Origin of the sequence: Stenotrophomonas chelatiphaga, from assembly GCF_032054965.1 — a bacterium.
GTDB lineage: Bacteria > Pseudomonadota > Gammaproteobacteria > Xanthomonadales > Xanthomonadaceae > Stenotrophomonas > Stenotrophomonas chelatiphaga.
Genome location: NZ_DAMBRS010000018.1, coordinates 1 through 23,680, shown reverse-complemented (window position 1 = coordinate 23,680; position 23,680 = coordinate 1). Strand labels below are relative to the sequence as shown.

The window sequence follows — 23,680 nt, the reverse complement described above, 5'->3', positions numbered from 1 at the left end:
CGCGTCCCGGTGGCTCACTGCCACTGTTGGGTGACGACAGTTTTGTCGTCACCTCCTTACCGCATTCTCAGCCACAGCCTTCCACGTAATCCACCTGCGGCGGCAGCCCCACCCGCCAGGCACTGACCTTGCCATCGGCGCCGAGCGCGAAATCGATGATGCCGTGCCCTTCCTGCGCCGGACGCACGCGCAGGTGCTGGGCCTGCGGATCGTATTTGTCCGGGCCCAGGTCGGCGCGTTCGGGATACAACTGCTGCAGCTCGCCCAGGCTCATCCCCACGCGGCCGCCGCCCGGGGCGACGATCGCCGGACCGCGCACGTCGTAGCGCACCAGCCGGTTGCCTTCGATCATCAGGAACGGGCCTTCGGCCGACTCCTTCTGCGGGCGGATGTAATGGCATTCGTCGTTCGGCACTTCGCCCTGCAGCGGCGCACCGAATCGGCCGCGCACATCGTCCAGGCTCGCGCCCAGGTCCACCGCGCCGAAGCCATCCAAGCGCGCCGGGCTGTCGCTGCGCGGGTCCACCGGCGAGGCGGTGGCCATGTCCGCGTCTGCGGCGACATTGGCGTCCTTGGCCGGGTTGGTGGCGGCTTCGGTCATCGGCGAAGTCGCCTCCGGACTCGCTTCCGGACTCGCTTCCGGACCCTGGCTGCAGGCGGCAAGGGACAGGGCCAGCAGGCCGGCAACGGGAAAGGCTTTCATCGGGACATCTCCTGGAAGGCAGTGCGCGAACGCTACCGCGGCGGGTGTGCACGCGCCGCATTGTCATCAGCGTTTCACGGCAGGCATTCAGGCTCGGCCTGCACCGCCTTCTCTGTAGCCGCCCATGCTCCCGCGCAAGACCGACCAAGCCCGAACCGCGCTGCAGGCCCACCGCGCCCCGTTGGACATGCGCCAGCGCCGCCTGTTGATCCTCTGCGATGGCCAGCGCGACCTCGCCGCGCTGACCACGATGATCGGTGCGGATGCCCCGGCGATGGTGATCCAGCTGGTCCAGGCCGGGTATCTGGTGACCACACCGGAACGGCCGGAACCGTCAGCTTCCGCAACGCTTTCGCCCACCCCGGCCACGCCCGCCGGCGCAGGGTCCGCCCTCGCCTCGTCAGCGCCCAACGAACGCCGGCGTTCGATGGCGGCCGCGCGCATCTACCTGCTGGGCATCCTGGAAATGCAGCGCCACCCGCAGGCCGCCGCGCTGTTCCGCGAACTGCAGCAGGCCCGCCTGGAAGGCGACGTGGTGGACACCATGCAGGCCGCCCTCGACGCACTCACCCAGCTGACCTCCGCCGGCTACGCCGAGCGTGTCCACGACCGCCTGCTGGAAGTCCTCCCGCGGGACCACCTCGACGCCTTCAAAAAGGGGACGGAGGGAGTTAAGTCACTTCCGGCGGTGCCAGAAACGACTTAACTCCCTCCGTCCCCTTTTTTCCCTTTTTTCAGCGGAAGTTGTTGCGCAGGCCGTTCCAGCACTGCTGGTAGTCGCCCTGGCGGTGGGCGGCGGACAGCGCCTGTGCGGTCGGCCGGATCACCCCGCGGGTCTCGAACATGAAGGCCATGGTGTCCTTGATCACGTCCGGCCGGGACAGGTCGGCCGCCGATGCCTTGTCGAAGGTCGGCGCATCCGGGCCGTGGCCGCTCATGCAGTTGTGCAGCGATGCCCCCCCGGGCACGAAGCCTTCAGCTTTCGCGTCGTAGGCACCGTGCACCAGGCCCATGAACTCGCTGGCGATGTTGCGGTGGAACCACGGCGGCCGGAACGTGTGCTGGGCTACCAGCCAACGCGGCGGGAAGATCGCGAAATCCATGTTGCTGGTGCCGGCGGTATCGCTCGGCGAATGCAGCACCAGGAAGATCGACGGATCCGGGTGGTCGAAGCTGATCGATCCGATCGTGTTGAAACGGCGCAGGTCGTAGCGGTATGGCGCGTAGTTGCCGTGCCACGCCACCACGTCCAGCGGCGAATGGTCGATGCGCGCACGCCATAGCTGGCCATCGAATTTCGCCACCAGCTCGAACTCGCCGTCCAGGTCTTCAAACGCGGCGTGCGGGGTTTCGAAATCGCGCGGATTGGCCAGTCCGTTCGAACCGATCGGCCCCAGGTCGGGCAGCTTCAGCAGCGCACCGAAGTTCTCGCAGACATAACCCCGCGCCTGCCCGTCCGGCAGCTCCACGCGGAACCGCACGCCGCGCGGGATCACCGCGATCTGCTGCGGCTCGACCTCGACCACGCCCATTTCGGTCAGCAGGCGCAGGCGTCCCAGTTGCGGGACGATCAACAGCTCGCCATCGGCGTTGTAGAAATAACGCCCCTGCATGTCACGGTTGGCGGCGTACAGGTGGATGGCCACGCCGGCATGCGCTTCCGGGCCGCCGTTGCCGCCCATCGTGTACAGGCCTTCGATGAAATCGGTCGGTGCCTCGGGCAGCGGCAGCGGGCTCCAACGCAGCTGGTTCGGCGACGCCGGCAGCCCGTGGAAGCTGCCCTGCAGGCGATCCTGCGCGAACGCAGTGAACTCGCCATGGGTCACCGCCGGGCGGATCCGGTACAGCCAGCTGCGGCGGTTGCTGCCGCGCGGGGCGGTGAACGCGGTGCCGGACAACTGCTCGGCATACAGCCCGTGGGCCACGGTCTGCGGCGCGTTCTGCCCGATCGGCAGCGCGCCGGCCCGCGCCTCGCTGGCGAATTCGTTGCCGAACCCGGTCTGGTAGCCGCGTGCTTCGATGGTGCTGGTCATGTCTGGCATCCCGTCATGTGCCGGCGCGTGGCCGGCACCTACCTTACCCGAGCGATCTGCCGCTTACAGTACGCCGCGGCGCATCTGGTCGCGTTCGATGCTTTCGAACAGCGCGGTGAAGTTGCCTTCGCCGAAGCCTTCATTGCCCTTGCGCTGGATGATCTCGAAGAAGATCGGGCCGATGCAGTTCAGGGTGAAGATCTGCAGCAGCTTGCGCTGGTGGGTTTCCGGATCGGCATCGATCAGGATCTTGTTGCGGGCCAGCCGCGCCACGTCTTCGCCATGCCCCGGCACGCGCTGGTCGATCACGTCGAAGTAGGTGTCAGGCGTGTCCAGGAACTGCACGCCCTGCTCGCGCATGGCTTCCACGGTCGCGTAGATGTCATCGGTGAAGCAGGCGATGTGCTGGATGCCTTCGCCCTTGTAGGCGTCCAGGTATTCGTTGATCTGGCTCTTCGGATCGGACGATTCATTGAGCGGGATGCGCACGATGCCGTCCGGTGCGGTCATCGCCTTGGACACCAGGCCGGTCTTCAGGCCCTTGATGTCGAAGTAGCGGATCTCGCGGAAGTTGAACAGCCGCTCGTAGTAGTCCGACCACTGCTGCATGTTGCCGAAGTACAGGTTGTGGGTCAGGTGGTCGATGAAGGTCAGGCCGAAGCCCTTCGGTGCCGGGTCGGCGCCTTCCACCGCGACGTAGTCCTCGCCGTAGATGCTGCCGGCATCGCCGTAGCGGTCCACCAGGTACAGCATGCAGTCGCCGATGCCCTTGATGACCGGCGCATCCACCGCCCTGGAGTCCGGCTTGAAGTCGACCGGCTCGGCGCCATTGCCCAGCGCGGTCTGGTAGACCTCGGCACCGGGCTTCTGGAAGCGGATGGCGAAACCGCAGGCGCACGGCCCGTGCTTTTCAGCGAAGTCGGCGGCGAACGAGTCCGGATCTTCGTTGACCAGGAAGTTCACGCCGCCCTGCCGATACACGGTGATCGGGCGGGTGGCGTGCTTGAGCACGGCGGAAAAGCCCATGCTGCGGAAGTAGGCATGCAGCTCCTGGCCGCGGCCAGCGGGGGCGGCGAATTCGACGAACTCGAAGCCGTCGATGCCCATCGGGTTTTCAAACGTGGTCACCTGCATGCCCAGATTGGGGTGCGAGGCGGTCTGGACGGTGGTATTCATGGCATAAGGCTCCGAATCTTTTCCGCATCAAACCAGGTGCGGGCGACAGAGGGACCCGCGACAATGCAGGGCTAGTACATCCCCTTTATAGTTACACCTGAAACCACCAGCAAGGTGCACCGCAGCATGAGCCCACCCGATCCCGCCTCCACCAGCGTGCGTGCCTCGCACGTCCTGCTCGACCTGGAACAGTTCCTGCCCTACCGGCTGAGCGTGCTCTCCAACCGGGTCAGCGGCAACATCGCCAAACTTTACGGCGATCGCTACGGCCTGGCGATTCCGGAATGGCGGGTGATCACCATCCTGGCGCTGTACCCGGGCTCGTCGGCCAGCGAAGTGTCCGAACGCACGGCGATGGACAAGGTCGCGGTCAGCCGCGCGGTGGCGCGCCTGCTGGAACGCGGCTTCATCAAGCGTGAAACCCATGGCGACGACCGTCGCCGCTCGGTGCTGGCGCTGTCGGCGGCCGGCTTCGAGGTCTACGAAACGATCGCCCCGCTGGTCATCGAAACCACCCGCAAGCTGATGTCCGTGCTCAGCGAAGATGAAGAACAGCTGCTGGAAAAGCTGATCCTGCGACTGGCCGGTGAAGGCCTGCAGCGGATGGGCGAAGCCTGACAGGGCTCACCAGCCCAGCGCCGGATTGTTGATCAGCGCCAGCGCGCGCATGGCCGGCGGGAACGCCGGCTGGTGGATCGCCAGCGCCGCCAGCGCGGCCGCGTTGCCCGTCGCCGGGCGCCCGGGTTCGATGACCGCGCTGAAGTAGAGGGCGTTTTCAGCCAGTGCACTGGCCAGCTCGACGCGCAGCCGGGCGATCCCCGGCGTGCCGTCGTCGGCTGCGCTGTAGACCGGGTTGAACAGCAGGGCCGCCAGCGAGGCGATGAAGTGCAGGCGCTCGCGGTCCGGAGCGGCGGCCGCGGATGCAGCCGGCCCCGCCCCTGGCCCGGCGCCGTCGACTACGGCAGGCAGGGCATCCAGCGCATGCACCGCCGACAACAGCCGTTCCATAGCGTCCCGCCGCACCGCCGGATCACTGATGCTGTCGATGCTGCGCAGCAGGCTGCGCTGCGGCTCGAGGGTAGTGGCATCCAGCAGCACCCCGACGGCCTGCTGCCCGTCGCGGGCGGCCTGTTCGACGATGCCCTGGAAATCCAGCACCGCGCCGTCCAGCCGCGCTGGTGAGAAATCCGGCCAGGCGGTGCAGGCATCGGCAGGCGCGGCCTTCCAGTCGCCGGCCGGTACGGCAGCGTGCGCCAGCACCGTCGCACCGCGCAGGTCGCAGTCAAACACCCGTGTTCCGCGCAGGTCGGTGGGCAGCAGTGCCCCACGCAGGTCCACCGCGCGGAACGTGCTCCCGTGCAGCGGTCCGCCGGTCAGGTCCTCGCCGGCCAGGTTGACCCGCTCCAGCGTGCCGCGCCCCAGGTTCGGCGGCAGCGCGGCGCCGCGCAGGTCCAGCCCCTGCAGAGGTTGGAATCCCGCCACACCATCAAGTACCTGTACCCGCCGCGGCGCGTCATCGAGCAGGTCCTGCAGTGCCTCGGTCGCCCGCTGCAGGACCGTCTGCACGTTCGGACGCCCCCAGCCGAGGGAGGCCACGCAGCCCCCTGCGCGCCCATCGAGAGATGCGGCGCGGACCCCGAGAACCTCCAGCGCGCTGCGGGTCGTCGTGCTGCCTGCTGCCGGCAGGCAGAAGTCCGCTGCCACCACGTCCGTCTGGCCGGCCTTGCCCCGCAATGCCGTGCTGCCACGCCAGGCGACCAGCGCCCCGTCGGCCCCGCGCCCCAGGCGGTTGCAACCCAAGTCGTGGACATGGCGCAGGCTCCGTCCGACCGCCACCAGTGCCTGCGCGCGGGCGCGCGAGCGCAATGCCGCCGCACCTGCGCTGCAATGGCCCGCTTCCCATCCCGCCTCCCGCGCCCGCGACTGCTTGTCGGCGATCGCCTCGGTGTTGGCGATCATATCCAGCAGCAGCACCGCCTTCGCCGCCTGCTGCGGCAGCGCCTGTGGGTCGTGCAGGGAGACAGGGGGCGCCGTATGTGCGCCGGTTGCGCTGATGTCGGAGGCTGGGAACACGCCGAATCCTGGATGAGAGACTGGCCCGCATGGTGCCCGTGGCGCCGCCTGCCCGCTTGCACAAACAGGTCCCGCAGGCTCAGCTCAGGTGCTTGCGGCGGGCGTAGACCCAGGGCGCCGCAAGCGCGCCGATGGCACCGGCAGCGAAGCCGAGCGAAGCAGCCACCGTGGCCGCTTCGATCGCCCCCGGCAGCGCCAGTGCGGCGGTGACCAGCAGCAGTGACGGCAGGCCGACGAAGATGGCCAGGAAGAACGGCCAGCGCGGCACCCAGGTTCCGAGCTGCAGCAGGCTGACCGGCTGCCAGATGTCCCCGTTGGCATCCTCGGCGATCTTCCGCACCACCACCGGCAGGCTGATCTCCGGCAGCGCGCGGCCCTGCCGTGCCGTGGCCAGTTCGCGCGCCACCGCCTCGATGGCGGGATAGCTGGACGGCCACGGCTGCGGCGGTTTCACGCCGTAGGCGACCAGCAGCGGCACGCTCAGCCAGGGCGCCGGCAGCGGCCGCAGACGGCGCCGGCCGTGTACGCACCAGACCTCGCGCTGGCCATGCGCGGTCACTTCGTACAGGGCCAGTTCTTCGGCCGGCGGGTAGCCGAGCATGGTGGTGCGCGCGGCCAAGGTATCCACGCCCATCGCACGCAGGAAGCCCGGACGGCTGCGTCCTTCCTGCATCCACGCCAGCCCCAGGGCGCCGATCAACAAGGCATCGGCATGGTCGCGGCTGCCGACCGTCGCCCGCTCATCGCTGGCCAGCAGCCAGGCCAGCGACTGCGGCTCGGCGACATCGGCCACCGACCAGCGACCGCTGTCGCCCAGTACATGCCGCAGCGGCAGGCGCATCGGCGCGGTCTCGCCCCGTTCGGCCACCTGCACGAACGGCAGCACGCCCTGCACGAAGGCCGCCACATCCACCGCCCGTCCGCCCTGCCCCAGCCATTCCGGCGGCAGCAGGCCGGCCAGCCGCGGGTCACGGGCCAGCAGGTCCAGGCGTTCTTTCTGTTCGACCAGTTTCTGCACCGCAGCGGCCAGCGCGGCGTTGTCCGGCAGGGCCACCACGGGCAGCTTGTGCGTGCCGGGCGGTATCGCCGCCGCAGCAACCGCAGCGCCATCGTCCATCAGCACATCCACCGCAGGCAGTGCCACGGTGTCGGCAGGGGGATGGTCGATCAGCTCGCTGTGCATCGGACGCTCCAGGTCGTGCGCCACGGTCATCGTGGCGTCGGTACCTTGGCGTTAGCGGCCGCAGCGCGGCTGAATTGAGCGCCGCCGCCGGGCATCGCGGCTCAGCGCGGCGCCCATTCCTTCATGAAGGCCAGGAACTTCGCGCGGTCGTAGCTCTTGCCCTGTTCCAGCTCACCGGTGAACTGCGAATGCAGCAGGCCACCTTCGGCATCCAGCACGAACAGGTGCGGGTAGCCCTTCACTTCCGGGAACTGCGACAGGAATGCTTTGTTCTCGTTGTCTTCGCTGTAGTTGACCTTCATCCACACGTAGTTCGCATCGCGCAGGCGGCGCACTTCGGCATCGCCTTCGACGAAGGTGTCCAGGATGTGGCACCACGGGCACCACTCACCGCCCACGTCCAGGATGATGCGCTTGTTGCCACGCTGCGCTTCCACCTTGGCCGTTTCCAGGTCGGCGGCCGGGTCGCGGGCCGGATCGAAGGAGGCGTTGAGGGCCGCGATGGCCGCGATGTCCGCGGCCGCCGGGGTATTGCCGGAGGCCACCGGCACGCTGGGATCAGCGGCCGGTGCCTCGGTGGGTCGCGTATCAAGCGGCTGCGCAGGCGCCTTGGCGGTATCGGGACCGGGTTGCGAGCACGCTGCCAGTGCAGCGGCCAGAACCCCCATGGACATCCAACCTGCGGTCTTGCGCATTCGCTCTTCCTCTTACTTGACGCCGTGCATCAGCTTGTTGATCAGCGGCGCCAGCAGGAACAGGATCACACCCGAACCGATCAACGCCCAGAAACCGAAGGTATACCCTTTCAGTGCCGATTCCACGGTCATGCCGCCTTCACCGCTGACCACGCCGGCGAAGATGCCCGACAGGTTGTTGCCGATGCCGGTGGACAGGAACCAGCCACCCATGCCGAAGCCGACCAGACGCACCGGCGCCAGCTTGGTCACCATCGACAGGCCGATCGGCGACAGGCACAGCTCACCGATGGACTGGATCACGTAGACCATGAACAGGGTCCAGAACGGGATCTTGCCGTCCACGACCAGCTGCGACAGCGCGAACATCAGCAGCGCGAACGCGGCGCCGTTGAACAGCAGGCCGAGGCCGAACTTGCGCGGGATGGACGGGTTGGCACGGCCCATCGCCACCCAGATCCAGGCAATGATCGGCGCCAGGGTGATGATCGCCACCGAGTTCACCGACTGGAACCAGGCGGTCGGGAATTCCCAGCCGCCGAGGTTGCGGTTGACGATGTTGTCGGCCAGGAAGGTGAACGAGCTGCCGGCCTGTTCGAAGAACATCCAGAACATCACGTTGAAGGCGAAGATGATCAGCATGGCGATCACGCGGTCGCGCGCCACCTTGCCGTTGCGGATGCCTTCGACCAGCAGCAGGACCGCCAGCGCGATGAACAGCACCAGCAGGATCCAGGCCAGCGCGGTGGCGCCGGTGGACAGCAGGAAGAAGGCGACCGGAATGGCCACCAGCGAACCCACCGCGACCATCACGATGCGGCCGTAGCCTTCGGCGCCGACCGGCGGTGCGCCGATGCCCTGCAGGCCCTTGCGGCCGATGTAGAACCACACCAGGCTGATCAGCATGCCCACGCCGGAGGCGATGAACACCACCTTGTAGGACGGCATGGCACTGGTGCCGAACACCTTGCGTGCCAGGTATTCGGTCAGCACCGGGGCGATCATCGCGCCGATGTTGATGCCCATGTAGAAGATGGTGAAGCCCGAATCGCGCCGCGGATCGTCCAGCCGATACAGCTTGCCGACCATGGTCGAGATGTTCGGCTTGAACAGGCCGTTGCCCACGATGATGGTGGCCAGTCCCAGTTCGAACACCTGGTGGTTGGGTAGGGAGATCATGAACAGGCCCGCGGCCATGATCACCGCACCGGTCAGGATCGACCGCTGGTATCCCAGCACCCGGTCAGCGATATAGCCGCCGAAGATGGCCGCTGCGTAGACCAGCGCCAGGTAGGCGCCGTACGTGCGGCTGGCCGCGGCTTCACCGCCGGCGTCGCCGTTGTAGAACTGCGACACGATGTACAGCACCAGTGCCCAGCGGATGCCGTAGAACGCGAAACGTTCCCAGAACTCGGTCATGAACAGCATCCACAGCGGGCGTGGATGGCCCAGTGTGGTCTTGAATTCCGGCACGGCCGGTTCGGGGGTATTCGCAGTGGCGTTCAGGCTCATGCGGGATTCCTGGTTCGGTGGATGACAGGCACGTCCGCTGTGCCGAGCTAACGCGCGAGGATCACCGACTTCTGGCGTTCACGTCAAATACACACCGATCAAAGCAGGTCACCGCCGGGTCGCGGAACTTGCAAACGCAACAATCTGAATGGGGGACGCCGGCCGCTCAGCCTTCCAGCGTGGTGCGCACCTGGAACAGTTCCGGGAAGAAGGTCAGTTCCAGCGCCTTGGCCAGGAAGCCCACCCCGGACGAACCGCCGGTGCCACGCTTGAAGCCGATCACCCGCATCACCGTGCGCATGTGGCGGAACCGCCACAGCTGGAAGGCAGTCTCCAGGTCGACCAGGTCCTCGCACAGGGCGTACTCGCGCCAGTAGCGGTCGGTGTTCTGGTAGATGCGCTCGAACACCGGATGCAGGGCATCGTCGGCCACGTGCGGCTGCGTCCAGTCGCGGTCCAGGTACTGCGCCGGGATGTCGTGGCCGAAGCGCGACAGGTACTGGAGGAACTCCTCGTACAGGCTCGGCGCCTCGAGCGCCTGGCGCAGCCGCTGCTGGCCTGCTTCGTCGTGTTCGAACACCTTGAGCATCTGCGCGTTCTTGTTGCCCAGCAGGAACTCGATGTAGCGGTACTGCAGCGACTGGAAGCCCGAGGACGGACCCAGCACGTCGCGGAAGCCCATGTATTCGGACGGGGTCAGCGTTTCCAGCACCGACCATTGCTCGGTCAGCTGGCGCAGCACCAGCTTGCTGCGTGCCAGCACCTTCTGGCACTGCCAGACCTGGTCGCGCTGCAGGAAACCGATCGCCGCGCCCAGCTCGTGCGCCAGCAGCTTCAGCCACAGCTCGGACGTCTGGTGCTGGATGATGAACAGCATCTCGTCATGGTGGGCCGGGCTGGACAGCGGCTGCTGCGCGCTGAGCAGCTGGTCCAGCCGCAGGTAGCCGCCGTAGGTCAGCCGGTCCTGCAGGTCGGTCAGGATGCCGGCTTCGAGATCGCGTTGGTTGTTGTCGACGGACATGGGGCGGGACCGATGAAAAGAGAAAGCGTAGCAGGACGACAGTCGGTCGCCGGCTGCGCCGGGTGAGGACCTTGGTGCCTCGCCGGCTGCGGTGGGTGACGACCGTTGGTCGTCACAGGGCCTCGTGGAACGCACAAACCCGCTTCCCGGCGCGTGGAACCGCTTCCCGAGGGTCCCATCCCCGCCTTCACGGGCGTATTCTGGTGCTCTGCAGCAACGGCTGAATACGTTGCTGCAACGGGCCGCCTACCCGCCGGCAGGGGCCTCACCGGGGAAACCCTTGCTGCGCCGCAGGACGGCTTTTTCATACACCGTCCTTAACATGGCGATTCATATCATTTGTAACTTCCTGTCGAAGGTGCAGTCCGCAATGACAGTTGCTGCTGAGTTCAAGATCGAATATCTCCAATACCTGGACGCGGACGGCAAGCTCGTCCGCGACGACCTGCCCGCGTCCCTGCGGGATCCCAAGGTGCTGGTCCCGCTGTTCAAGCAGATGCTCTACGTGCGCGTCTTCGACAGCAAGTCCATCGCGCTGCAGCGCACCGGCAAGCTGGGTACGTACGCGGCCTGCCTGGGCCACGAAGCGGCCCACGTCGGCATCGGTGCGGCCATGCATCCCGGCGACGTGTTCGCGCCGAGCTACCGCGAATACGGTGCGATGTTCATGCGTGGCGTGCGCCCGTACGACGTGCTGATGTACTGGGGCGGCGACGAGCGCGGCAATGACTACGGCGGCAATGCGGCCAAGGACTTCCCGTTCTGCGTGCCGATCTCCACCCAGTGCCTGCATGCGGCCGGCGCGGCGCTGAAGTTCAAGCTCAACGATGAGAAGCAGATCGCCGTGGCGGTGTGCGGAGACGGTGGCAGTTCCAAGACCGACTTCTACGCGGCACTGAATTCGGCCGGCGCCTACAAGCTGCCGCTGATCCTGTGCATCGTCAACAACGGTTGGGCGATTTCGGTGCCCCGTTCGGCCCAGACCGGTGCCGAAACGCTGGCGCAGAAGGGCCTGGCCGGTGGCCTGCACTGCCTGCAGGTGGATGGCAACGACCTGATCGCGGTGCTGGCGGCGATGGAGCAGGCGCGCGAACGCGGCCTGTCCGGCAACGGCGGCACGGTGCTGGAACTGATGACCTACCGCCTGTCCGACCACACCACCGCCGACGACGCGCGCCGCTACCGCGACGACGCCGAAGTGAAGGATGCCTGGCTGCTGGAACCGATGCTGCGCCTGCGCAAGTACCTGACCGACCAGGGCGTGTGGAGCGAAGCCGAAGAAAAGGCCTGGATCGAGCAGTGCGGCGCGCGCGTGGACGAGGACGTGAACCAGTACCTCAACACCCCGGTGCAGCCGGTCGAAGCGATGTTCGATTTCCTGTACGCCGATCCGCCGCCGGACCTGTTGGCCCAGCGCGCTGCCGCCATTGCCCTGGAGCAGCGTCATGGATGACATCAAGCACGGCGCTCCTGCTTCCCGCACCAATGCCGCCGACAGCGCCGCTGTCGCCGGTGGAGACACGGTCATGACCACCACCCCCATCACCCTGATCGAAGCCATCACCCAGGCGCTGGCCTGGGAGCTGGAGCACGACAGCTCGGTGCTGGTGCTGGGCGAGGACGTGGGCGTCAACGGCGGCGTGTTCCGCGCCACGGCCGGCCTGCAGCAGCGCTTCGGCGCCAACCGCATCCTCGACACCCCGCTGGATGAAACCACCATCGCCGGACTGACCATCGGCCTGGCGGCGCAGGGCATGAAGCCGATCGCCGAAGCCCAGTTCGACGGCTTCATGTACCCGATGGTCGACCACATCATCTGCCATGCCGCGCGCCTGCGTACGCGTACGCGTGGCCGCCTGCACTGCCCGATGGTGCTGCGCGTGCCGTGGGGCGGTGGCATCCGTGCCCCGGAACACCACAGCGAAGCCAACGAAGCGATCTTCACCAACGTGCCGGGCCTGCGCGTGGTGCTGCCGTCCTCGCCGCAGCGCGCCTACGGCCTGCTGCTGGCGGCGATCCGTGAACCGGATCCGGTCATCTACATGGAGCCCAAGCGCATCTACCGCCAGTACAAGGAAGTGGTGGTCAACGATGGCGAAGCGCTGCCGCTGGATGTCTGCTTCGTGCTGCGCGACGGCACCGACGTGACCCTGGTGACCTGGGGTGCGCAGGTCAAGGAAGCGCTGGAAGCAGCCGACAAGCTGGCAGGCGAAGGCATCAGTGCCGAAGTCATCGACGTGGCCACGCTGCGCCCGCTGGACTTCGCCACCATTGCCGAATCGGTGGCCAAGACCGGCCGCTGCGTGATCGTGCAGGAGGCCCCGAAGACCGCGGGCTTCGGCGCGGAAATCGCCGCACGGCTGGCCGAGGAATCGCTCTACGACCTGCTGGCACCCGTCGAGCGCGTGACCGGCTATGACACCCACATTCCGCTTTTCCGCCTGGAAATGAAGTACCTGCCCAGCGTGGAGCGGATCGTGGCGGCGGCCAAGCGCGCCGTTGCGGCAGGCTGAGATGCGGGCCCGTCTGCTCGGCCCGTACCGCAGCCAGTACCCCAACCCGCTCCGCCTGCGCACCGGCCAGATCGTCGAGGTCGGTGTGCGCGACGAGGAATGGCCGGCGTTTGCCTGGGTGCGCACCCGCGACGGTGGCGCAGGCTGGGCGCCGGTCGCCTGGTTGCAGGTGCTGGACGATGGCCACGCAGAAGCCCTGCGTGACTATGACGCCAGCGAGCTGGACGTGGAAAACGGCGAGCTGGTACGGCTGCATCATGAACATGGGGGGTGGTGGTGGTCCGAGCGCGCGAATGGCGCGACGGGCTGGCTGCCGGCCCACGAACTGGAACTGCTGGAAGAGAACTGCACATGAGCCAGACCAAGAATTTCAACCTGCCCGACCTCGGCGAAGGCCTGCCGGACGCCACCATCGTCGAATGGTTCGTCAAGGAAGGCGACACCATCCGCCTGGATGAGCCGCTGGTGTCGATGGAGACCGCCAAGGCCGTGGTCGAAGTGCCTTCGCCGGTGTCCGGCAAGATACTGAAGCTGTCCGGTGCGGCCGGTGACATCATCCCGACCGGCGCGGTGCTGGCCAGCTTCGAACTGGACCCGAACCTGCCGCAGCGCGCGGACGGCCAGGACACCGGCCACAGCCACGGCCACGCCGCACCGGCCGCCGCCCCGAGTACCGGGCAGCCGGCGCCGGCACAGGCCGATGCCGTGGTGGCCTCCGATGAGGGCGGCGAGATCAAGGACGGTGGTGAACGCGATGACGCCGGCACCGTGGTCGGCGCGATGCAGAGCTCCAACGCCGTGCATGCCGAACAGGCGGTCGCTGTCGGCGGGGTCAAAGCCGTGCCGGCGGTGCGTGCGATGGCGCGCAAGCTGGGCGTGGACCTGTCGCGCGTGCGCGCCAGCGGTACCGAGGGTGCGGTGACCATGGCCGACGTCAAGCAGGCTGCCGCCGATGGCAGCGCCAAGGTCGGCGCCGCGCCGGCTGCAGCGGCTGCAGCGCAGGCCGCGCCGGTGTCCGCACCGGCACCGGCACGCGTGGAAAGCCAGCGCGCGCCGATGTCGGCCGCCGGCAAGCCGATGCGGACCCAGCCGCCGGGCGTGGTCGCCAAGGGCCAGCCGGAACAGTTGAAGGGCGTGCGTCGCAACATGGCGCGGGTGATGGCCGATGCACACAGCAAGGTCGTTCCGACCACGCTGAACGATGACGCCGACCTGCATGCCTGGTTGCCGGGCAACGATGTCACCGCGCGCCTGGTGCGCGCGATCGTGGTGGCCTGCCAGAAGGTTCCGGCGATGAACGCCTGGTTCGATGGCGAGGCGCTGACCCGCACCCTGCACGCGCATGTCGACGTGGGCATCGCGGTGGATACCGAGGAAGGCCTGTTCGTGCCGGCCCTGCGCAATGCCGACATGCTCGATGCACGCGGCATCCGCGAAGGCGTCAACCGTCTGCGTGAGCAGGTGGAAGCGCGTTCGATCGCCGCCTCGGAACTGAGCGGCTACACGATCTCGCTGTCCAACTTCGGCATGTTCGCCGGCCGCTACGCCACCCCGGTGGTGGTACCGCCGTGCGTGGCCATCGTCGGCGCCGGCCGTGCCCGCCACCAGATGACCCCGGTGATGGGCGGCGTGGAAGCGCACAAGGTGATCCCGCTGTCGGTCACCTTCGACCACCGCGTGGCCACCGGCGGCGAAGCCGCGCGCTTCCTGCGCGCGATGATGGACGACCTGGCCCTGGCCAACTGATGCGGTAGTGACGGCCGCTGGCCGTCAGACGGTAGTGACGGCCGCTGGCCGTCAAGGAAGGGTCGGATCCCTGGCCAAGGCCAGTCGATCCGACCCTTTTCCGTTCAGGCCTCGCGCGGCGGCAGGCCTTCGGCCCGGCTGTGCACGCGCAACCGATGCCCATCCGGGTCCAGGCCAACGAAGGTATGGCCAAACGCCAGCGTTGCCGGTGCCTGCGCGATCTCCACCCCCAGCGCCAGCCACGCCGCGTGCATCCGTACAACGTCCGCAGCGCTGGCCACCACCATGGTCAGCTCACACGCGCCGGGGGCGCCCAAGGCGGTGGGCTGCACCTCCTCGCGTTGCCACAGACCCAGCGCGGGGCCGCCCGGAACCACGAACAAGGCAAATCCAGGCGCAAGCTGGCTCGCCGGCCGGCCCATGATGCCGGCATAGAAAGCGGCGCTGAGAGGGACATCGCGTACGTAGTGCATGACGGCGTCGGGCTTGAACATGGGATCACTCGCTTGGGAAGAGCGTCCATCCTGCTGCCACCCTGCTGACAGTTCCGGTCAGCAGCGATCCAGCCAGTCCGGCGTGATGCCCTGCTCGCGCTGCCAGCGTCCGAGCAGCGCGCTGCGTGGCGTGGGATAGCGTGCGTCCTGCGCCTGCGCGGAGTCGATGCGGTCCAGCCGGAAATGGCGGAAGCCGCCGCGTAGTTCGCACCACGCCGCCAGCATCGGAACTTCGTCGAAGTAGGCCAGCGCGAACGGCCACACGGTCCGCTGGCTGCGGCATCCCGCCAGGTCGCGGTAGCCGATGTCCACGCGCTGCTGCGAACCGATGGCCTCGCGGACCACCTGCAGCGAGCTCGCAACGACCGCCTCCATCGGCCGCGCAGGGCCGACCCGCAGGCCACTGGTCTGCAGCTGCTGCCGGCGCTCGGTCGGCAGTGCGTGGCCGATGCGGGCCAGTGCATCACGCGCCGCCTCGGCCAGCCCGGGATCGGCACGCGAAGCCACCCAGCGCAACCCAAGCACCAGCGCATCGATCTCCGCCGGCGGCAGGGTCAGCGGCGGCAGGGTGTCAGCAGGCTGCAGTAGATAGCCGATGCCGGCCTCACCGCGCAGGTCCGCGCCCTGCTGCTGCAGCGTGGCGATGTCGCGGTACAGCGTGCGCAGGCTGATGCCCAACGTATCGGCGAGCAGCTGGCCGCGGACCGGTCGCCGATGGCGACGCAACAACTGAAGCAGCCGGTTCAGGCGCAGCGAGCGGGACATCGCGGCGTGCTCAGGCCAGCTCGGCCGCGCTGACCACGTGTTCGCCGGGCCGGGGCGCCAGCGCGGCATCCACCAGGGCAGCGGCGATGTTGTCCGCCGGATTGATCCGCCAGCCGCGCGGCAGCAGCGGACCCAGCACGCCCAGCACCTGCAGTGCCAGGTGTTCGCCGGTGCGTTTGTGCGCACGCTGGCCGCCGATCAGCCCGGGCCGCACCAGCGTCAACGAATCGAATTCCAGCCTGCGCAGGTCCTGTTCCAGCGCGCCCTTCACCCGGTTGTAGAAGAACCGCGAACCCGCGTCCGCGCCGGCCGCGGAGTTCAGCACGAAGGTGCCGGCGCCATGCGCGTGGGCCTGCCCGGCGAAGGTCAACGGGTAGTCGTGGTCGATGCGCTTGAAGGCATCGCGGCTGCCGGCCTGGGCCATCGTGCTGCCCAGCGCGCAGATCACCGCATCCACCGCCCACCACGGCGCGGTGCCGGGCAGGTGTTCGAAATCCAGCACCGGATTGTCCAGCTTGGGCGCGGTCACCGGCAGCGGCCGCCGGCTCGGCGCGACCAGCGCCGTGCAGCGCGGATCGTCCAGCAACAGCCCCAGTGCCTGCCCCCCTACCAGTCCGGTCGCGCCCAGCAACATCACCCGCATCGCCTTCTCCCCTGGTTCATTTTCCCCATCGTGAACGCTGCACGGGTATAAAGCCAACGTCGGCCACGCCGATATGCTGTCACCAGCCTTTGCCTCTCCCGGACACCCCGCATGACGGACCGCCGCGATTCCCGCCCCGCCCCCGGCACCCAGCTTGGATCGCTGGCGCTGGTCCGTGCGGGCGCCGCGGGCAGCGACGGCCCGCGCGCGGTCACCCGCGGCGGCAATGGACTCAGCCTGCAGCAGCTGTTCGCGCACGCCGCACACCCCGAATCCCTGCTGGCGGCTTTTGCCGATGGCATGGCGACCCTGCCCGGCGAGCTGGGCGACATGGGTGATCGCCTGCAGTCAGCGCAGGCCGATGCGGACTGGCCGCGCTACGGCCGCGCGATGCGCCAGCTGATCGACAAGTACATCCGCACCATCGAACTGCATGCCCCGGATGCGCCGCCCGACGGTGACCGCCTGCGCGAACAGCTGCGCCAGGTGCTCGGCATCACCGTGGCGGGCCTGCTGCAGCACGACCCGCAGCTGCGCGAGCAGGCCGTGGCGCAGGCCGCCGCCTGGAAGCAATGGCAGCCCGGCCAGCCGCTGGATGCGCTGGAACAGGGCCAGCGCGAACTGGGCCACCAGATCGGCGTGCGCAGCGAGGCCTGGCAGGAACGCGATGAACTGCTGCTGGGCCTGTTCGACCTGCTGCTGGAGAACATCAGCGAGCTGCTCGACGACGGTGCCTGGCTGCACGGGCAGATCGATGCCGTGCGCCAGCTGTTGTCCGGTCCGTTGGACACCGCGGCGGTCGAACGAACCCGCAGCGAACTGCGCCAGATGATCTACAAGCAGGGCCTGCTCAAGCAGGGCATCAGCGAATCCAAGGCCGCGATGCGCGGGCTGATGGGCGACTTCGTGCAGCAGCTGGACGGCATGGCCAACAGCACCGGCGAGTACCACGACCGCATCAGCAGCTACGCCCTGGCGCTGCGCGAAGCACGCAGCATCGCCGACCTCAACCAGCTGCTGCAGGCGGTGCTGCAGGACACCGGGCGGGTGCAGCAACAGGCCGCGCAGGCACGCGACCATCTGGCCAATGCCCGCCTGGAGGTGGAAGTGGCCGAGCAGCGCATCGCCCAGCTGGAACAGGACCTGCGCGAAGTGACCGACCTGGTCCGCACCGATCCGCTGACCGGTGCGCTCAACCGGCGCGGACTGGATGAGCTGCTGCAGTCCGAACTCGCCCGTTCCGCACGCGGCGGCAGCGCGCTGGCGGTCGCGGTGATCGACCTGGACGAGTTCGGCCAGACCAACTCGCAGTTCGGCCACGCCGGTGGCGATGCCGTGCTCAAGCATTTCGTCAGTGTCTGCCAGCTGCTGCTGCGCGCCAGCGACAGCGTGGCGCGGCTGGGCGGCGACGAGTTCGTGCTGGTCATGCCGGACACCCCGGGGGCGGACAGCATGTCCACCCTGCAGCGCCTGCAGCGCTCACTGGCCCAGCGCGTGTTGAACGTGCAGGACCAGCGCGTGCCGGTGCATTTCAGTGCCGGGCTGGCGCAGTGGAGCACCGGCGACAGCGCCGAGTCCTTGCTGCGCCGTGCCGACGAAGCGCTGTACGCGGCCAAGCGGCTGGGCCGCAATCGCGTGCAGGCCGGCTGAGGCGTCAGGCCCGGTAGCGACGGCCGCTGGCCGTCAGACCTTGCCCCCCATTAGTGACGGCCGCTGGCCGTCAAACCTCGCCCCCCGGTAGTGACGGCCGCTGGCCGTCAAACCTCGCCCCCACGGTGGGTGACGACCGTTGGTCGTCACAGCTTTTCGCCTGCAGCGTCGTGACGACCAACGGTCGTCACCCACCAACGCGGGCATCGTCACCCAGCACCGGGCATCATCCCCCACCGAGGCTGCGGCAAACGGCGTTGACGGCCAGCGGCCGTCACTACCTGTCAGTGCGCCTGCTTGCCGCGCAGCTTCTGCACCAGCATCACCGCACCCAGCACCAGCGCGCCGATCACCAGGCCCACGCCCACGTTCACCAGCGCGTTGACCAGCCATGCCCACTGCCCTTCACCACCATGCTCCAGCACCCAGTGGTGCAGCGCCGGCACGTTGTGCACCAGGATACCGCCACCGACCAGGAACATCGCCGCGGTACCGGCGATGGACAGGAACTTCATCAGCCACGGCGCACTCGCCACCATGCCGCGCCCGAACGCCGCCACCGCCCCGCCCTTCCTGGCCAGATACAGGCCGGCGTCGTCGATCTTGACGATGCCCGCCACCAGCCCGTAGACGAACACGGTCATCGCCAGCGCGACCACGCTCAAGGTCAGCAGCTGCTGGGTGAACGCCGCGCCGGAGGTGACCACCACGCCCAGCGTCAGCACGATCACCTCGGCCGACAGGATGAAATCGGTGCGGATCGCGCCTTTGATCTTGTCCTTCTCGAAGGCCACCATGTCTACCTGCTCGTTGGCCAGCGCCTGGCGCCGCTCCGCCTGCTTGGCCTGGTCTTCTTCGGCTGGGTGCAGGAAGCGATGGGCCAGCTTCTCCACGCCTTCGTAGCACAGGAAAGCACCACCGAGCATCATCAGCGGCACGATCAGCGGCACGTTGTAGCCACGCGATTTCAGCCAGGCCTCCAGCGCGCTGATCGCCAGCGCCGCCGGCACCAGGATGACCTTGTTGACCAGCGATCCCTTGGCCACCGCCCAGATCACCGGCAGCTCGCGGTTGGCGCTCATGCCGGTGACCTGCTGCGCGTTGAGCGCCAGGTCATCGCCGAGCACGCCGGCGGTCTTTTTTGCCGCGACCTTGGTCAGGACCGCCACATCGTCCAGCAGGGTGGCGATGTCGTCGAGCAGGGTGAACAGGCTGGCGCCGGCCATGAAGGGTCCATGTTGTAGGGGAGGGTCGAGGCTGGATTCTGACTGAAAAGGCGTGAATCCCGAAACACACCCGCGGATTCACCGCTCCACCACTTGGCCGCGGCCACACTGGGCCTCCTGTACCGTCGCGGAGTCCTGCTTGAACAACCCGTCTGCCGCGCCCACCGACCCGCCGTTGATCACCGGCATGAACCGCCGCAGCCAGATCCTGCGGTTGCTGATGCGCTACCGCAATTCCGGCGTGTTCTCCGGGATGAACCTGGAAGCTGCCGGCGCCCCCGACGTGCCGCCGGACGGCAATCCGGAACAGTTCGTCACCGACCTGGAATCGCTCGGCCCGACCTTCGTCAAGCTGGGCCAGATGCTGTCCACCCGGCCGGACATGGTGCCGGTGGAGTTCGCCACGGCGCTGGAGCGGATGCAGGAAAGCGTCGCGCCGATCCCGGTCGAACGCATCCACACCATCATCGAAAAGGAACTCGGCGCTCCGGTGTCGACCCTGTTTGCCAGCTTCGATCCAGTGCCGCTGGGCTGTGCTTCGATCGCCCAGGTCCACCGCGCAACGCTGCGCGATGGCCGCGAAGTGGCGGTGAAAGTGCAGAAGCCGGAAGTCGCCGCCCAGCTGCGTTCGGACCTGGAAGCGCTGCGCAGCTTCGCGCTGGCCGCCGACCACCTGACCCAGGTCGGCCGCCGTGTCCGCCTGCGCGACTGGCTCAACGAGTTCGCCAAGACCCTGGTGCAGGAGCTGGACTACCAGGCCGAAGCGGAGAACCTGCAGCGCTTCGGGCAGCACCTGCGTCCGTTCAAGCCGTTGTGGGTGCCGCAGCCGGTATGGGACTACTGCAGCCATCGCGTGCTGACCATGCAGCTGGCCGACGGCGTGCGCGTGGACATGATCCCGGACATCCGCCGTACCGAACAATCGATGGATCCGCTGGCGGCCGCGTTGATCCGCGGCTATCTGGACCAGATCTTCGTGCACGGCGAAATCCATGCCGATCCCCACCCGGGCAACCTGCGCGTTACCCATGACGGACGGCTGGCGATCTTCGATCTGGGCATGGTCGCGCACATGCCACCGCGACTGCGCGAGCGCCTGTTGAAGGTCCTGTTTGCCGCCGTCGACGGACGCGGCGAGGAAGTGGCCGATGAGATCATCGCCATCAGCACGCGGCTGGAATCGTTCGAAGAAGAACGTTACCTGCGCGAGACGGGCCAGATGATCGCCCGCTACGCCGCCAGCAACCATTATTCCGAAGGCCGCGTGGTGCTGGACATGGTGCGCATCGCCACCGCCAGCGGGCTGCGCACGCCGCCGGAGCTGAGCCTGATCGGCAAGGCGCTGCTGAACCTTGAAACCGTGTGCCGGCTGCTGTCGCCCACGCTGGACACGCGGCGCATCGTGGAAAAGCAGCTGCAGCACGTGATGCGCGCGCGGCTGAAGAAATCGCTGTCGGCGGCCAACCTGGCCAGCGAAGCGATGGAAGTGCAGGAGCTGCTGCGCGTGGGTCCGCGCAAGATGACCGACATCCTGGCGCTGTTGGCGGAAAACCGGCTGCAGATGAAGGTGACCGGCCTGGAAGAATCGCGGCTGATGGAGAACCTGCAGAAGATCGCCAACCGCGTGTCCGCCGGCATCGTCACCGCCGCACTGATCCTGGCATCGGCCTTGATGATGAAGGTGGACAACGGCGTGCACCTGTTCGGTTATCCCGCTATTGCGATGGTATTGATGTTGATCGGTGTGTTCCTCGGCCTCGGCATCATCACCAGTGCGTTGCTGTTTGATCGGCGTGCACGCGCACGCGAAGAACGCGGACACCGCTAGATCCAACCTGGCAATGCAGCGCGCTTCACGCACGCTGCACAAAGCTGACGACATCGCAGTGATTGTCGTTTTCAACAAACATTTCAGTCAGGTTCGTGCAGGCATGATCCAGTCATCGGGCTGTCATGCAGATGTGGTTGGCAGTTCCGGTCGGATGGACACGCGTCGGTACGACGTCCATCACCACCTCCGTCACTGCCGAATACGCCCATGCTCTGGATTCTGTTGCTTACGCTGTTCGTGCTCGCCTGGCTGTTGCTGGTTTCCAGCAAGTGGTTGTGGTGGAAGGCCGGCCTGCTTTCGGTCCTGCTGATCGCACTGAGCAGCTGGTGGTTGATCGACCAGTTGTCCGGCGATGGCCTGAATGCGGCCACGTTGTACCACCTCGGTGCCGACATGGAAGGCGCGGGTGTGTCCGATTTCAAGCGTGTCATCGCCGGCTATATCGCCCTGCTGCTGGTCTCGCTGCTGCCGTTCGCGCTGGTGCGCATCAAGCGTTGGCAGCGGCCGCGCAACGGCCGGAAACTGTTCGTCGGCTTCGCCGGTGTCTGGCTGCTGGCGATATTCATCAGCCCACTGTTCGCCGATGGCCAGCGCCTGTATTACCAGCTGCGCCCGGTCGATTTCGCCGGGATCGCACCCGAGTACCAGGTGCCGACGCAGCCGCTGCAACGTCCGCGCAACATCGTGTGGATCTACGGCGAAAGCCTGGAACGCACCTATCTGGATGAGAAGGTCTTCCCCGGCCTGATGCCCAACCTCAACAAACTGGCGGCGCGCTCGCTCGATGTGCGCGGGCTGGACTCGCCGGAAGGCAGCGGCTGGACCATCGCCGGGCTGGTGGCGTCGATGTGCGGCGTGCCGCTGACCACCGCCCAGGGCGATGAAAACAGCATGGACCGCATGGGCAGCTTCCTGCCCAAGGCGGTGTGCCTGGGCGACTACCTGAAGCAGCAGGGTTACACCAACCATTACCTGGGCGGCGCCAATGGGCAGTTCGCCGGCAAGGGCCAGTTCCTGGCCAGCCACGGTTTCGATGAAGTGCACGACCTGGCGTGGTTCAAGCAGCAGAAGAAGGTCGGCCGCATCCACTACTCGGCCTGGGGCGTGCATGACGACGTGCTGCTGGACACCGCGTATCGCCGCTTCGAAGAGCTCTCGCGCGGCAAAGAGCCGTTCATGCTGACCACGCTGACCATGGACACCCATCATCCTGCGGGGCACCTGCCGGTGTCGTGCCGGAATGAGCGCTATGAAAGCGAGCACGGCAATATCGGCCTGCTCAACGCCCTGAAATGCACCGACCGCCTGATCTCCCAGCTGGTCGCGCGCATCCAGGCCAGCCCGTACGGCAAGGACACGCTGATCGTGGTGTCGTCCGATCACCTGGCCATGCCCAACGACCTCAGCCACGTGTTGGCCAAGCAGGAGCGCGAGAACCTGCTGCTGTTCGTGGGCAACGGCATCGAACCGCGCCAGCTGCAGGTGGACGACGCCACCACGCTGGACAGTGGCGCCACCCTGCTGAGCCTGCTGGATCCGGCGATCCGGCGCATCGGCTTCGGCCGTTCTCTGCTGGATCCTCAGCGTCCCGCCAGTGCCAGCGTTGCTGCGCGCAAGGACAACGGCCGCGAGTATCCGAAGTACCTGGCGTTCGCCCGTTCGCTGTGGCTGGGCGAGCCCACCCGCGAGCTGCGCATCGACGAGGGCAACCAGGTGATCGTCGGCGTGCAGCACGTGCAGCCGCCGGTGCTGCTGGAGTACGACAAGGACTGGGCGCTGAAGACGGTGTATCTGGAAAACACCTCGCGCCAGTTCGACGAAGCCGACAAGGACAGCACGCTGGCCTACGTGGACCGTTGCACCGCCTTTGAAGACGGTTCCGCCGATGGTGACTGGTGCGCGCTGCTGGTCAACCGCGAGAACGGCATCAAGTTGTACCGCGATGACGAACTGCGCGGCGGCGTGCAGGTGGATGCCGCGCTGGATGCCTTCGATGGCCCGCGCCCGAGCGTGCGCCAGGCCCACATGATCACCGACAAGGGCCGCCGCACACGCGCCGGCCAGTACATGCTGGAGCTGGTGGCAAGCACGCAGCCGCAACGCGGTTTCTGGATCGAAGCGGTGTCCTCGCAGCGGCAGGTGGTGCTGGCCCAGCAGTGGGTGCAGCCCGATGCCAGCGGGCGGATCAACCTGAGCTTCGGGCTGGACCACGAGGTGGATGACCTGGAGATCCGGGCGTGGTTGAACCATGCCGAGAAGCTGGCGGTGGATACGTTCGCGCTGGTGCCTTCGCGGCGTCCGCGCGGGTAGTTGGGCTAACGGGTTGGCCCCCCTCGCGGGTGGCTCTCGTTTGAAGCCGCAGCTGGGGGCGGGCCGGGCGGTGGGGCTGGTCGGGGGACGGCAAAGACCGCATCCT

Annotated in this window: 21 protein-coding genes; 9 read left to right on the top strand and 12 right to left on the bottom strand. The window is 67.5% G+C overall.

Features of this window, described 5'->3' with window-relative positions:
- Positions 1-67 precede the first annotated feature (67 nt).
- Complete coding sequence (locus RTX79_RS16925; protein ID WP_312684951.1) at positions 68-703, bottom strand: hypothetical protein; 636 nt, start codon at positions 701-703, stop codon at positions 68-70.
- Between the two features lie 124 nt (positions 704-827).
- Between RTX79_RS16925 and RTX79_RS16920 the strand changes: the two genes are divergently transcribed.
- Positions 828-1,409: a hypothetical protein gene (locus RTX79_RS16920; RefSeq protein WP_312684950.1), complete on the top strand. Its 582-nt coding sequence runs from the start codon at positions 828-830 to the stop codon at positions 1,407-1,409.
- 28 nt (positions 1,410-1,437) lie between these two features.
- Here the strand turns inward: RTX79_RS16920 and hmgA are convergent, their stop codons facing one another.
- Both hmgA and hppD read right to left on the bottom strand, forming a co-directional pair.
- Entirely contained in the window at positions 1,438-2,736 is a 1,299-nt protein-coding gene (gene hmgA / locus RTX79_RS16915; RefSeq protein ID WP_312684949.1) for a homogentisate 1,2-dioxygenase, read from the bottom strand.
- A 63-nt stretch (positions 2,737-2,799) separates the two neighbouring features.
- Complete coding sequence (hppD, locus tag RTX79_RS16910; RefSeq protein ID WP_312684947.1) at positions 2,800-3,912, bottom strand: 4-hydroxyphenylpyruvate dioxygenase; 1,113 nt, start codon at positions 3,910-3,912, stop codon at positions 2,800-2,802.
- A 126-nt stretch (positions 3,913-4,038) separates the two neighbouring features.
- Here hppD and RTX79_RS16905 point away from each other — a divergent pair, with 126 nt between their 5' ends.
- Positions 4,039-4,530: a MarR family winged helix-turn-helix transcriptional regulator gene (locus RTX79_RS16905; RefSeq protein WP_057509089.1), complete on the top strand. Its 492-nt coding sequence runs from the start codon at positions 4,039-4,041 to the stop codon at positions 4,528-4,530.
- Positions 4,531-4,536: 6 nt separating this feature from the next.
- Here RTX79_RS16905 and RTX79_RS16900 read toward each other — a convergent pair whose 3' ends face one another.
- The 5 genes from RTX79_RS16900 to RTX79_RS16880 all read right to left on the bottom strand — a co-directional run bounded on the left by RTX79_RS16900 (position 4,537) and on the right by RTX79_RS16880 (position 10,396).
- On the bottom strand, positions 4,537-5,985 hold the full coding sequence (locus tag RTX79_RS16900) for a pentapeptide repeat-containing protein (RefSeq protein WP_312684943.1): 1,449 nt from the start codon (positions 5,983-5,985) through the stop codon (positions 4,537-4,539).
- Positions 5,986-6,064: 79 nt separating this feature from the next.
- Complete coding sequence (locus RTX79_RS16895; protein ID WP_428696030.1) at positions 6,065-7,198, bottom strand: hypothetical protein; 1,134 nt, start codon at positions 7,196-7,198, stop codon at positions 6,065-6,067.
- A gap of 71 nt (positions 7,199-7,269) precedes the next feature.
- On the bottom strand, positions 7,270-7,863 hold the full coding sequence (locus RTX79_RS16890; protein ID WP_057509087.1) for a thioredoxin family protein: 594 nt from the start codon (positions 7,861-7,863) through the stop codon (positions 7,270-7,272).
- Positions 7,864-7,875: 12 nt separating this feature from the next.
- Entirely contained in the window at positions 7,876-9,375 is a 1,500-nt protein-coding gene (locus tag RTX79_RS16885; RefSeq protein WP_057509086.1) for a peptide MFS transporter, read from the bottom strand.
- A gap of 166 nt (positions 9,376-9,541) precedes the next feature.
- Positions 9,542-10,396 carry a tryptophan 2,3-dioxygenase gene (locus tag RTX79_RS16880; protein ID WP_057509085.1) on the bottom strand — a complete coding sequence of 285 codons (855 nt, stop codon included), beginning with the start codon at positions 10,394-10,396 and terminating at the stop codon, positions 9,542-9,544.
- A 370-nt stretch (positions 10,397-10,766) separates the two neighbouring features.
- Here RTX79_RS16880 and pdhA point away from each other — a divergent pair, with 370 nt between their 5' ends.
- From pdhA to RTX79_RS16860, 4 genes are all read left to right on the top strand, one after another.
- Positions 10,767-11,849, top strand: a complete 1,083-nt coding sequence (gene pdhA / locus RTX79_RS16875; protein WP_309682760.1) for a pyruvate dehydrogenase (acetyl-transferring) E1 component subunit alpha — start codon at positions 10,767-10,769, stop codon at positions 11,847-11,849.
- Between the two features lie 73 nt (positions 11,850-11,922).
- A complete protein-coding gene (locus RTX79_RS16870; protein WP_428696031.1) occupies positions 11,923-12,909 on the top strand; it encodes an alpha-ketoacid dehydrogenase subunit beta in 987 nt (328 codons plus the stop codon).
- A 1-nt stretch (position 12,910) separates the two neighbouring features.
- Positions 12,911-13,264: an SH3 domain-containing protein gene (locus RTX79_RS16865; protein WP_057509082.1), complete on the top strand. Its 354-nt coding sequence runs from the start codon at positions 12,911-12,913 to the stop codon at positions 13,262-13,264.
- Positions 13,261-14,655 (top strand): dihydrolipoamide acetyltransferase family protein, encoded by a 1,395-nt coding sequence (locus RTX79_RS16860; RefSeq protein WP_123700199.1) that lies wholly within the window; start codon positions 13,261-13,263, stop codon positions 14,653-14,655. The genes RTX79_RS16865 and RTX79_RS16860 overlap by 4 nt, the downstream gene beginning before the upstream one ends.
- Positions 14,656-14,759: 104 nt before the next feature.
- Here the strand turns inward: RTX79_RS16860 and RTX79_RS16855 are convergent, their stop codons facing one another.
- The 3 genes from RTX79_RS16855 to RTX79_RS16845 are packed head-to-tail and all read right to left on the bottom strand — an operon-like array spanning position 14,760 to position 16,557.
- Positions 14,760-15,149, bottom strand: a complete 390-nt coding sequence (locus tag RTX79_RS16855) for a VOC family protein (RefSeq protein WP_312684931.1) — start codon at positions 15,147-15,149, stop codon at positions 14,760-14,762.
- A 57-nt stretch (positions 15,150-15,206) separates the two neighbouring features.
- The gene (locus RTX79_RS16850) at positions 15,207-15,914 is read right to left on the bottom strand and encodes a helix-turn-helix transcriptional regulator (RefSeq protein WP_312684928.1); all 708 of its coding nucleotides are present in this window, start codon (positions 15,912-15,914) and stop codon (positions 15,207-15,209) included.
- Positions 15,915-15,924: 10 nt separating this feature from the next.
- Positions 15,925-16,557, bottom strand: coding sequence for an NAD-dependent dehydratase (locus tag RTX79_RS16845; protein WP_312684926.1), 633 nt, complete (start codon positions 16,555-16,557; stop codon positions 15,925-15,927).
- A 111-nt stretch (positions 16,558-16,668) separates the two neighbouring features.
- Between RTX79_RS16845 and RTX79_RS16840 the strand changes: the two genes are divergently transcribed.
- Positions 16,669-18,207, top strand: coding sequence for a GGDEF domain-containing protein (locus RTX79_RS16840; protein ID WP_312684924.1), 1,539 nt, complete (start codon positions 16,669-16,671; stop codon positions 18,205-18,207).
- Between the two features lie 284 nt (positions 18,208-18,491).
- Here RTX79_RS16840 and RTX79_RS16835 read toward each other — a convergent pair whose 3' ends face one another.
- Positions 18,492-19,433 carry a DUF808 domain-containing protein gene (locus RTX79_RS16835; RefSeq protein ID WP_312684922.1) on the bottom strand — a complete coding sequence of 314 codons (942 nt, stop codon included), beginning with the start codon at positions 19,431-19,433 and terminating at the stop codon, positions 18,492-18,494.
- A gap of 187 nt (positions 19,434-19,620) precedes the next feature.
- Here RTX79_RS16835 and RTX79_RS16830 point away from each other — a divergent pair, with 187 nt between their 5' ends.
- Complete coding sequence (locus RTX79_RS16830) at positions 19,621-21,261, top strand: ABC1 kinase family protein (protein ID WP_057509118.1); 1,641 nt, start codon at positions 19,621-19,623, stop codon at positions 21,259-21,261.
- Positions 21,262-21,471: 210 nt separating this feature from the next.
- Entirely contained in the window at positions 21,472-23,574 is a 2,103-nt protein-coding gene (locus RTX79_RS16825; RefSeq protein ID WP_312684919.1) for a phosphoglycerol transferase I, read from the top strand.
- Positions 23,575-23,680: the final 106 nt, after the last annotated feature.

Bases quoted from the DNA above. Each gene is read 5' to 3' on its own strand.
- RTX79_RS16925 (WP_312684951.1), bottom strand. From the start codon at position 703: ATGAAAGCCTTTCCCGTTGCCGGCCTGCTGGCCCTGTCCCTTGCCGCC.
- RTX79_RS16920 (WP_312684950.1), top strand. From the start codon at position 828: ATGCTCCCGCGCAAGACCGACCAAGCCCGAACCGCGCTGCAGGCCCAC.
- hmgA (WP_312684949.1), bottom strand. From the start codon at position 2,736: ATGACCAGCACCATCGAAGCACGCGGCTACCAGACCGGGTTCGGCAAC.
- hppD (WP_312684947.1), bottom strand. From the start codon at position 3,912: ATGAATACCACCGTCCAGACCGCCTCGCACCCCAATCTGGGCATGCAG.
- RTX79_RS16905 (WP_057509089.1), top strand. From the start codon at position 4,039: ATGAGCCCACCCGATCCCGCCTCCACCAGCGTGCGTGCCTCGCACGTC.
- RTX79_RS16895 (WP_428696030.1), bottom strand. From the start codon at position 7,198: ATGACCGTGGCGCACGACCTGGAGCGTCCGATGCACAGCGAGCTGATC.
- RTX79_RS16890 (WP_057509087.1), bottom strand. From the start codon at position 7,863: ATGCGCAAGACCGCAGGTTGGATGTCCATGGGGGTTCTGGCCGCTGCA.
- RTX79_RS16885 (WP_057509086.1), bottom strand. From the start codon at position 9,375: ATGAGCCTGAACGCCACTGCGAATACCCCCGAACCGGCCGTGCCGGAA.
- RTX79_RS16880 (WP_057509085.1), bottom strand. From the start codon at position 10,396: ATGTCCGTCGACAACAACCAACGCGATCTCGAAGCCGGCATCCTGACC.
- pdhA (WP_309682760.1), top strand. From the start codon at position 10,767: ATGACAGTTGCTGCTGAGTTCAAGATCGAATATCTCCAATACCTGGAC.
- RTX79_RS16870 (WP_428696031.1), top strand. From the start codon at position 11,923: ATGACCACCACCCCCATCACCCTGATCGAAGCCATCACCCAGGCGCTG.
- RTX79_RS16865 (WP_057509082.1), top strand. From the start codon at position 12,911: ATGCGGGCCCGTCTGCTCGGCCCGTACCGCAGCCAGTACCCCAACCCG.
- RTX79_RS16860 (WP_123700199.1), top strand. From the start codon at position 13,261: ATGAGCCAGACCAAGAATTTCAACCTGCCCGACCTCGGCGAAGGCCTG.
- RTX79_RS16855 (WP_312684931.1), bottom strand. From the start codon at position 15,149: ATGTTCAAGCCCGACGCCGTCATGCACTACGTACGCGATGTCCCTCTC.
- RTX79_RS16850 (WP_312684928.1), bottom strand. From the start codon at position 15,914: ATGTCCCGCTCGCTGCGCCTGAACCGGCTGCTTCAGTTGTTGCGTCGC.
- RTX79_RS16845 (WP_312684926.1), bottom strand. From the start codon at position 16,557: ATGCGGGTGATGTTGCTGGGCGCGACCGGACTGGTAGGGGGGCAGGCA.
- RTX79_RS16840 (WP_312684924.1), top strand. From the start codon at position 16,669: ATGACGGACCGCCGCGATTCCCGCCCCGCCCCCGGCACCCAGCTTGGA.
- RTX79_RS16835 (WP_312684922.1), bottom strand. From the start codon at position 19,433: ATGGCCGGCGCCAGCCTGTTCACCCTGCTCGACGACATCGCCACCCTG.
- RTX79_RS16830 (WP_057509118.1), top strand. From the start codon at position 19,621: ATGAACCGCCGCAGCCAGATCCTGCGGTTGCTGATGCGCTACCGCAAT.
- RTX79_RS16825 (WP_312684919.1), top strand. From the start codon at position 21,472: ATGCTCTGGATTCTGTTGCTTACGCTGTTCGTGCTCGCCTGGCTGTTG.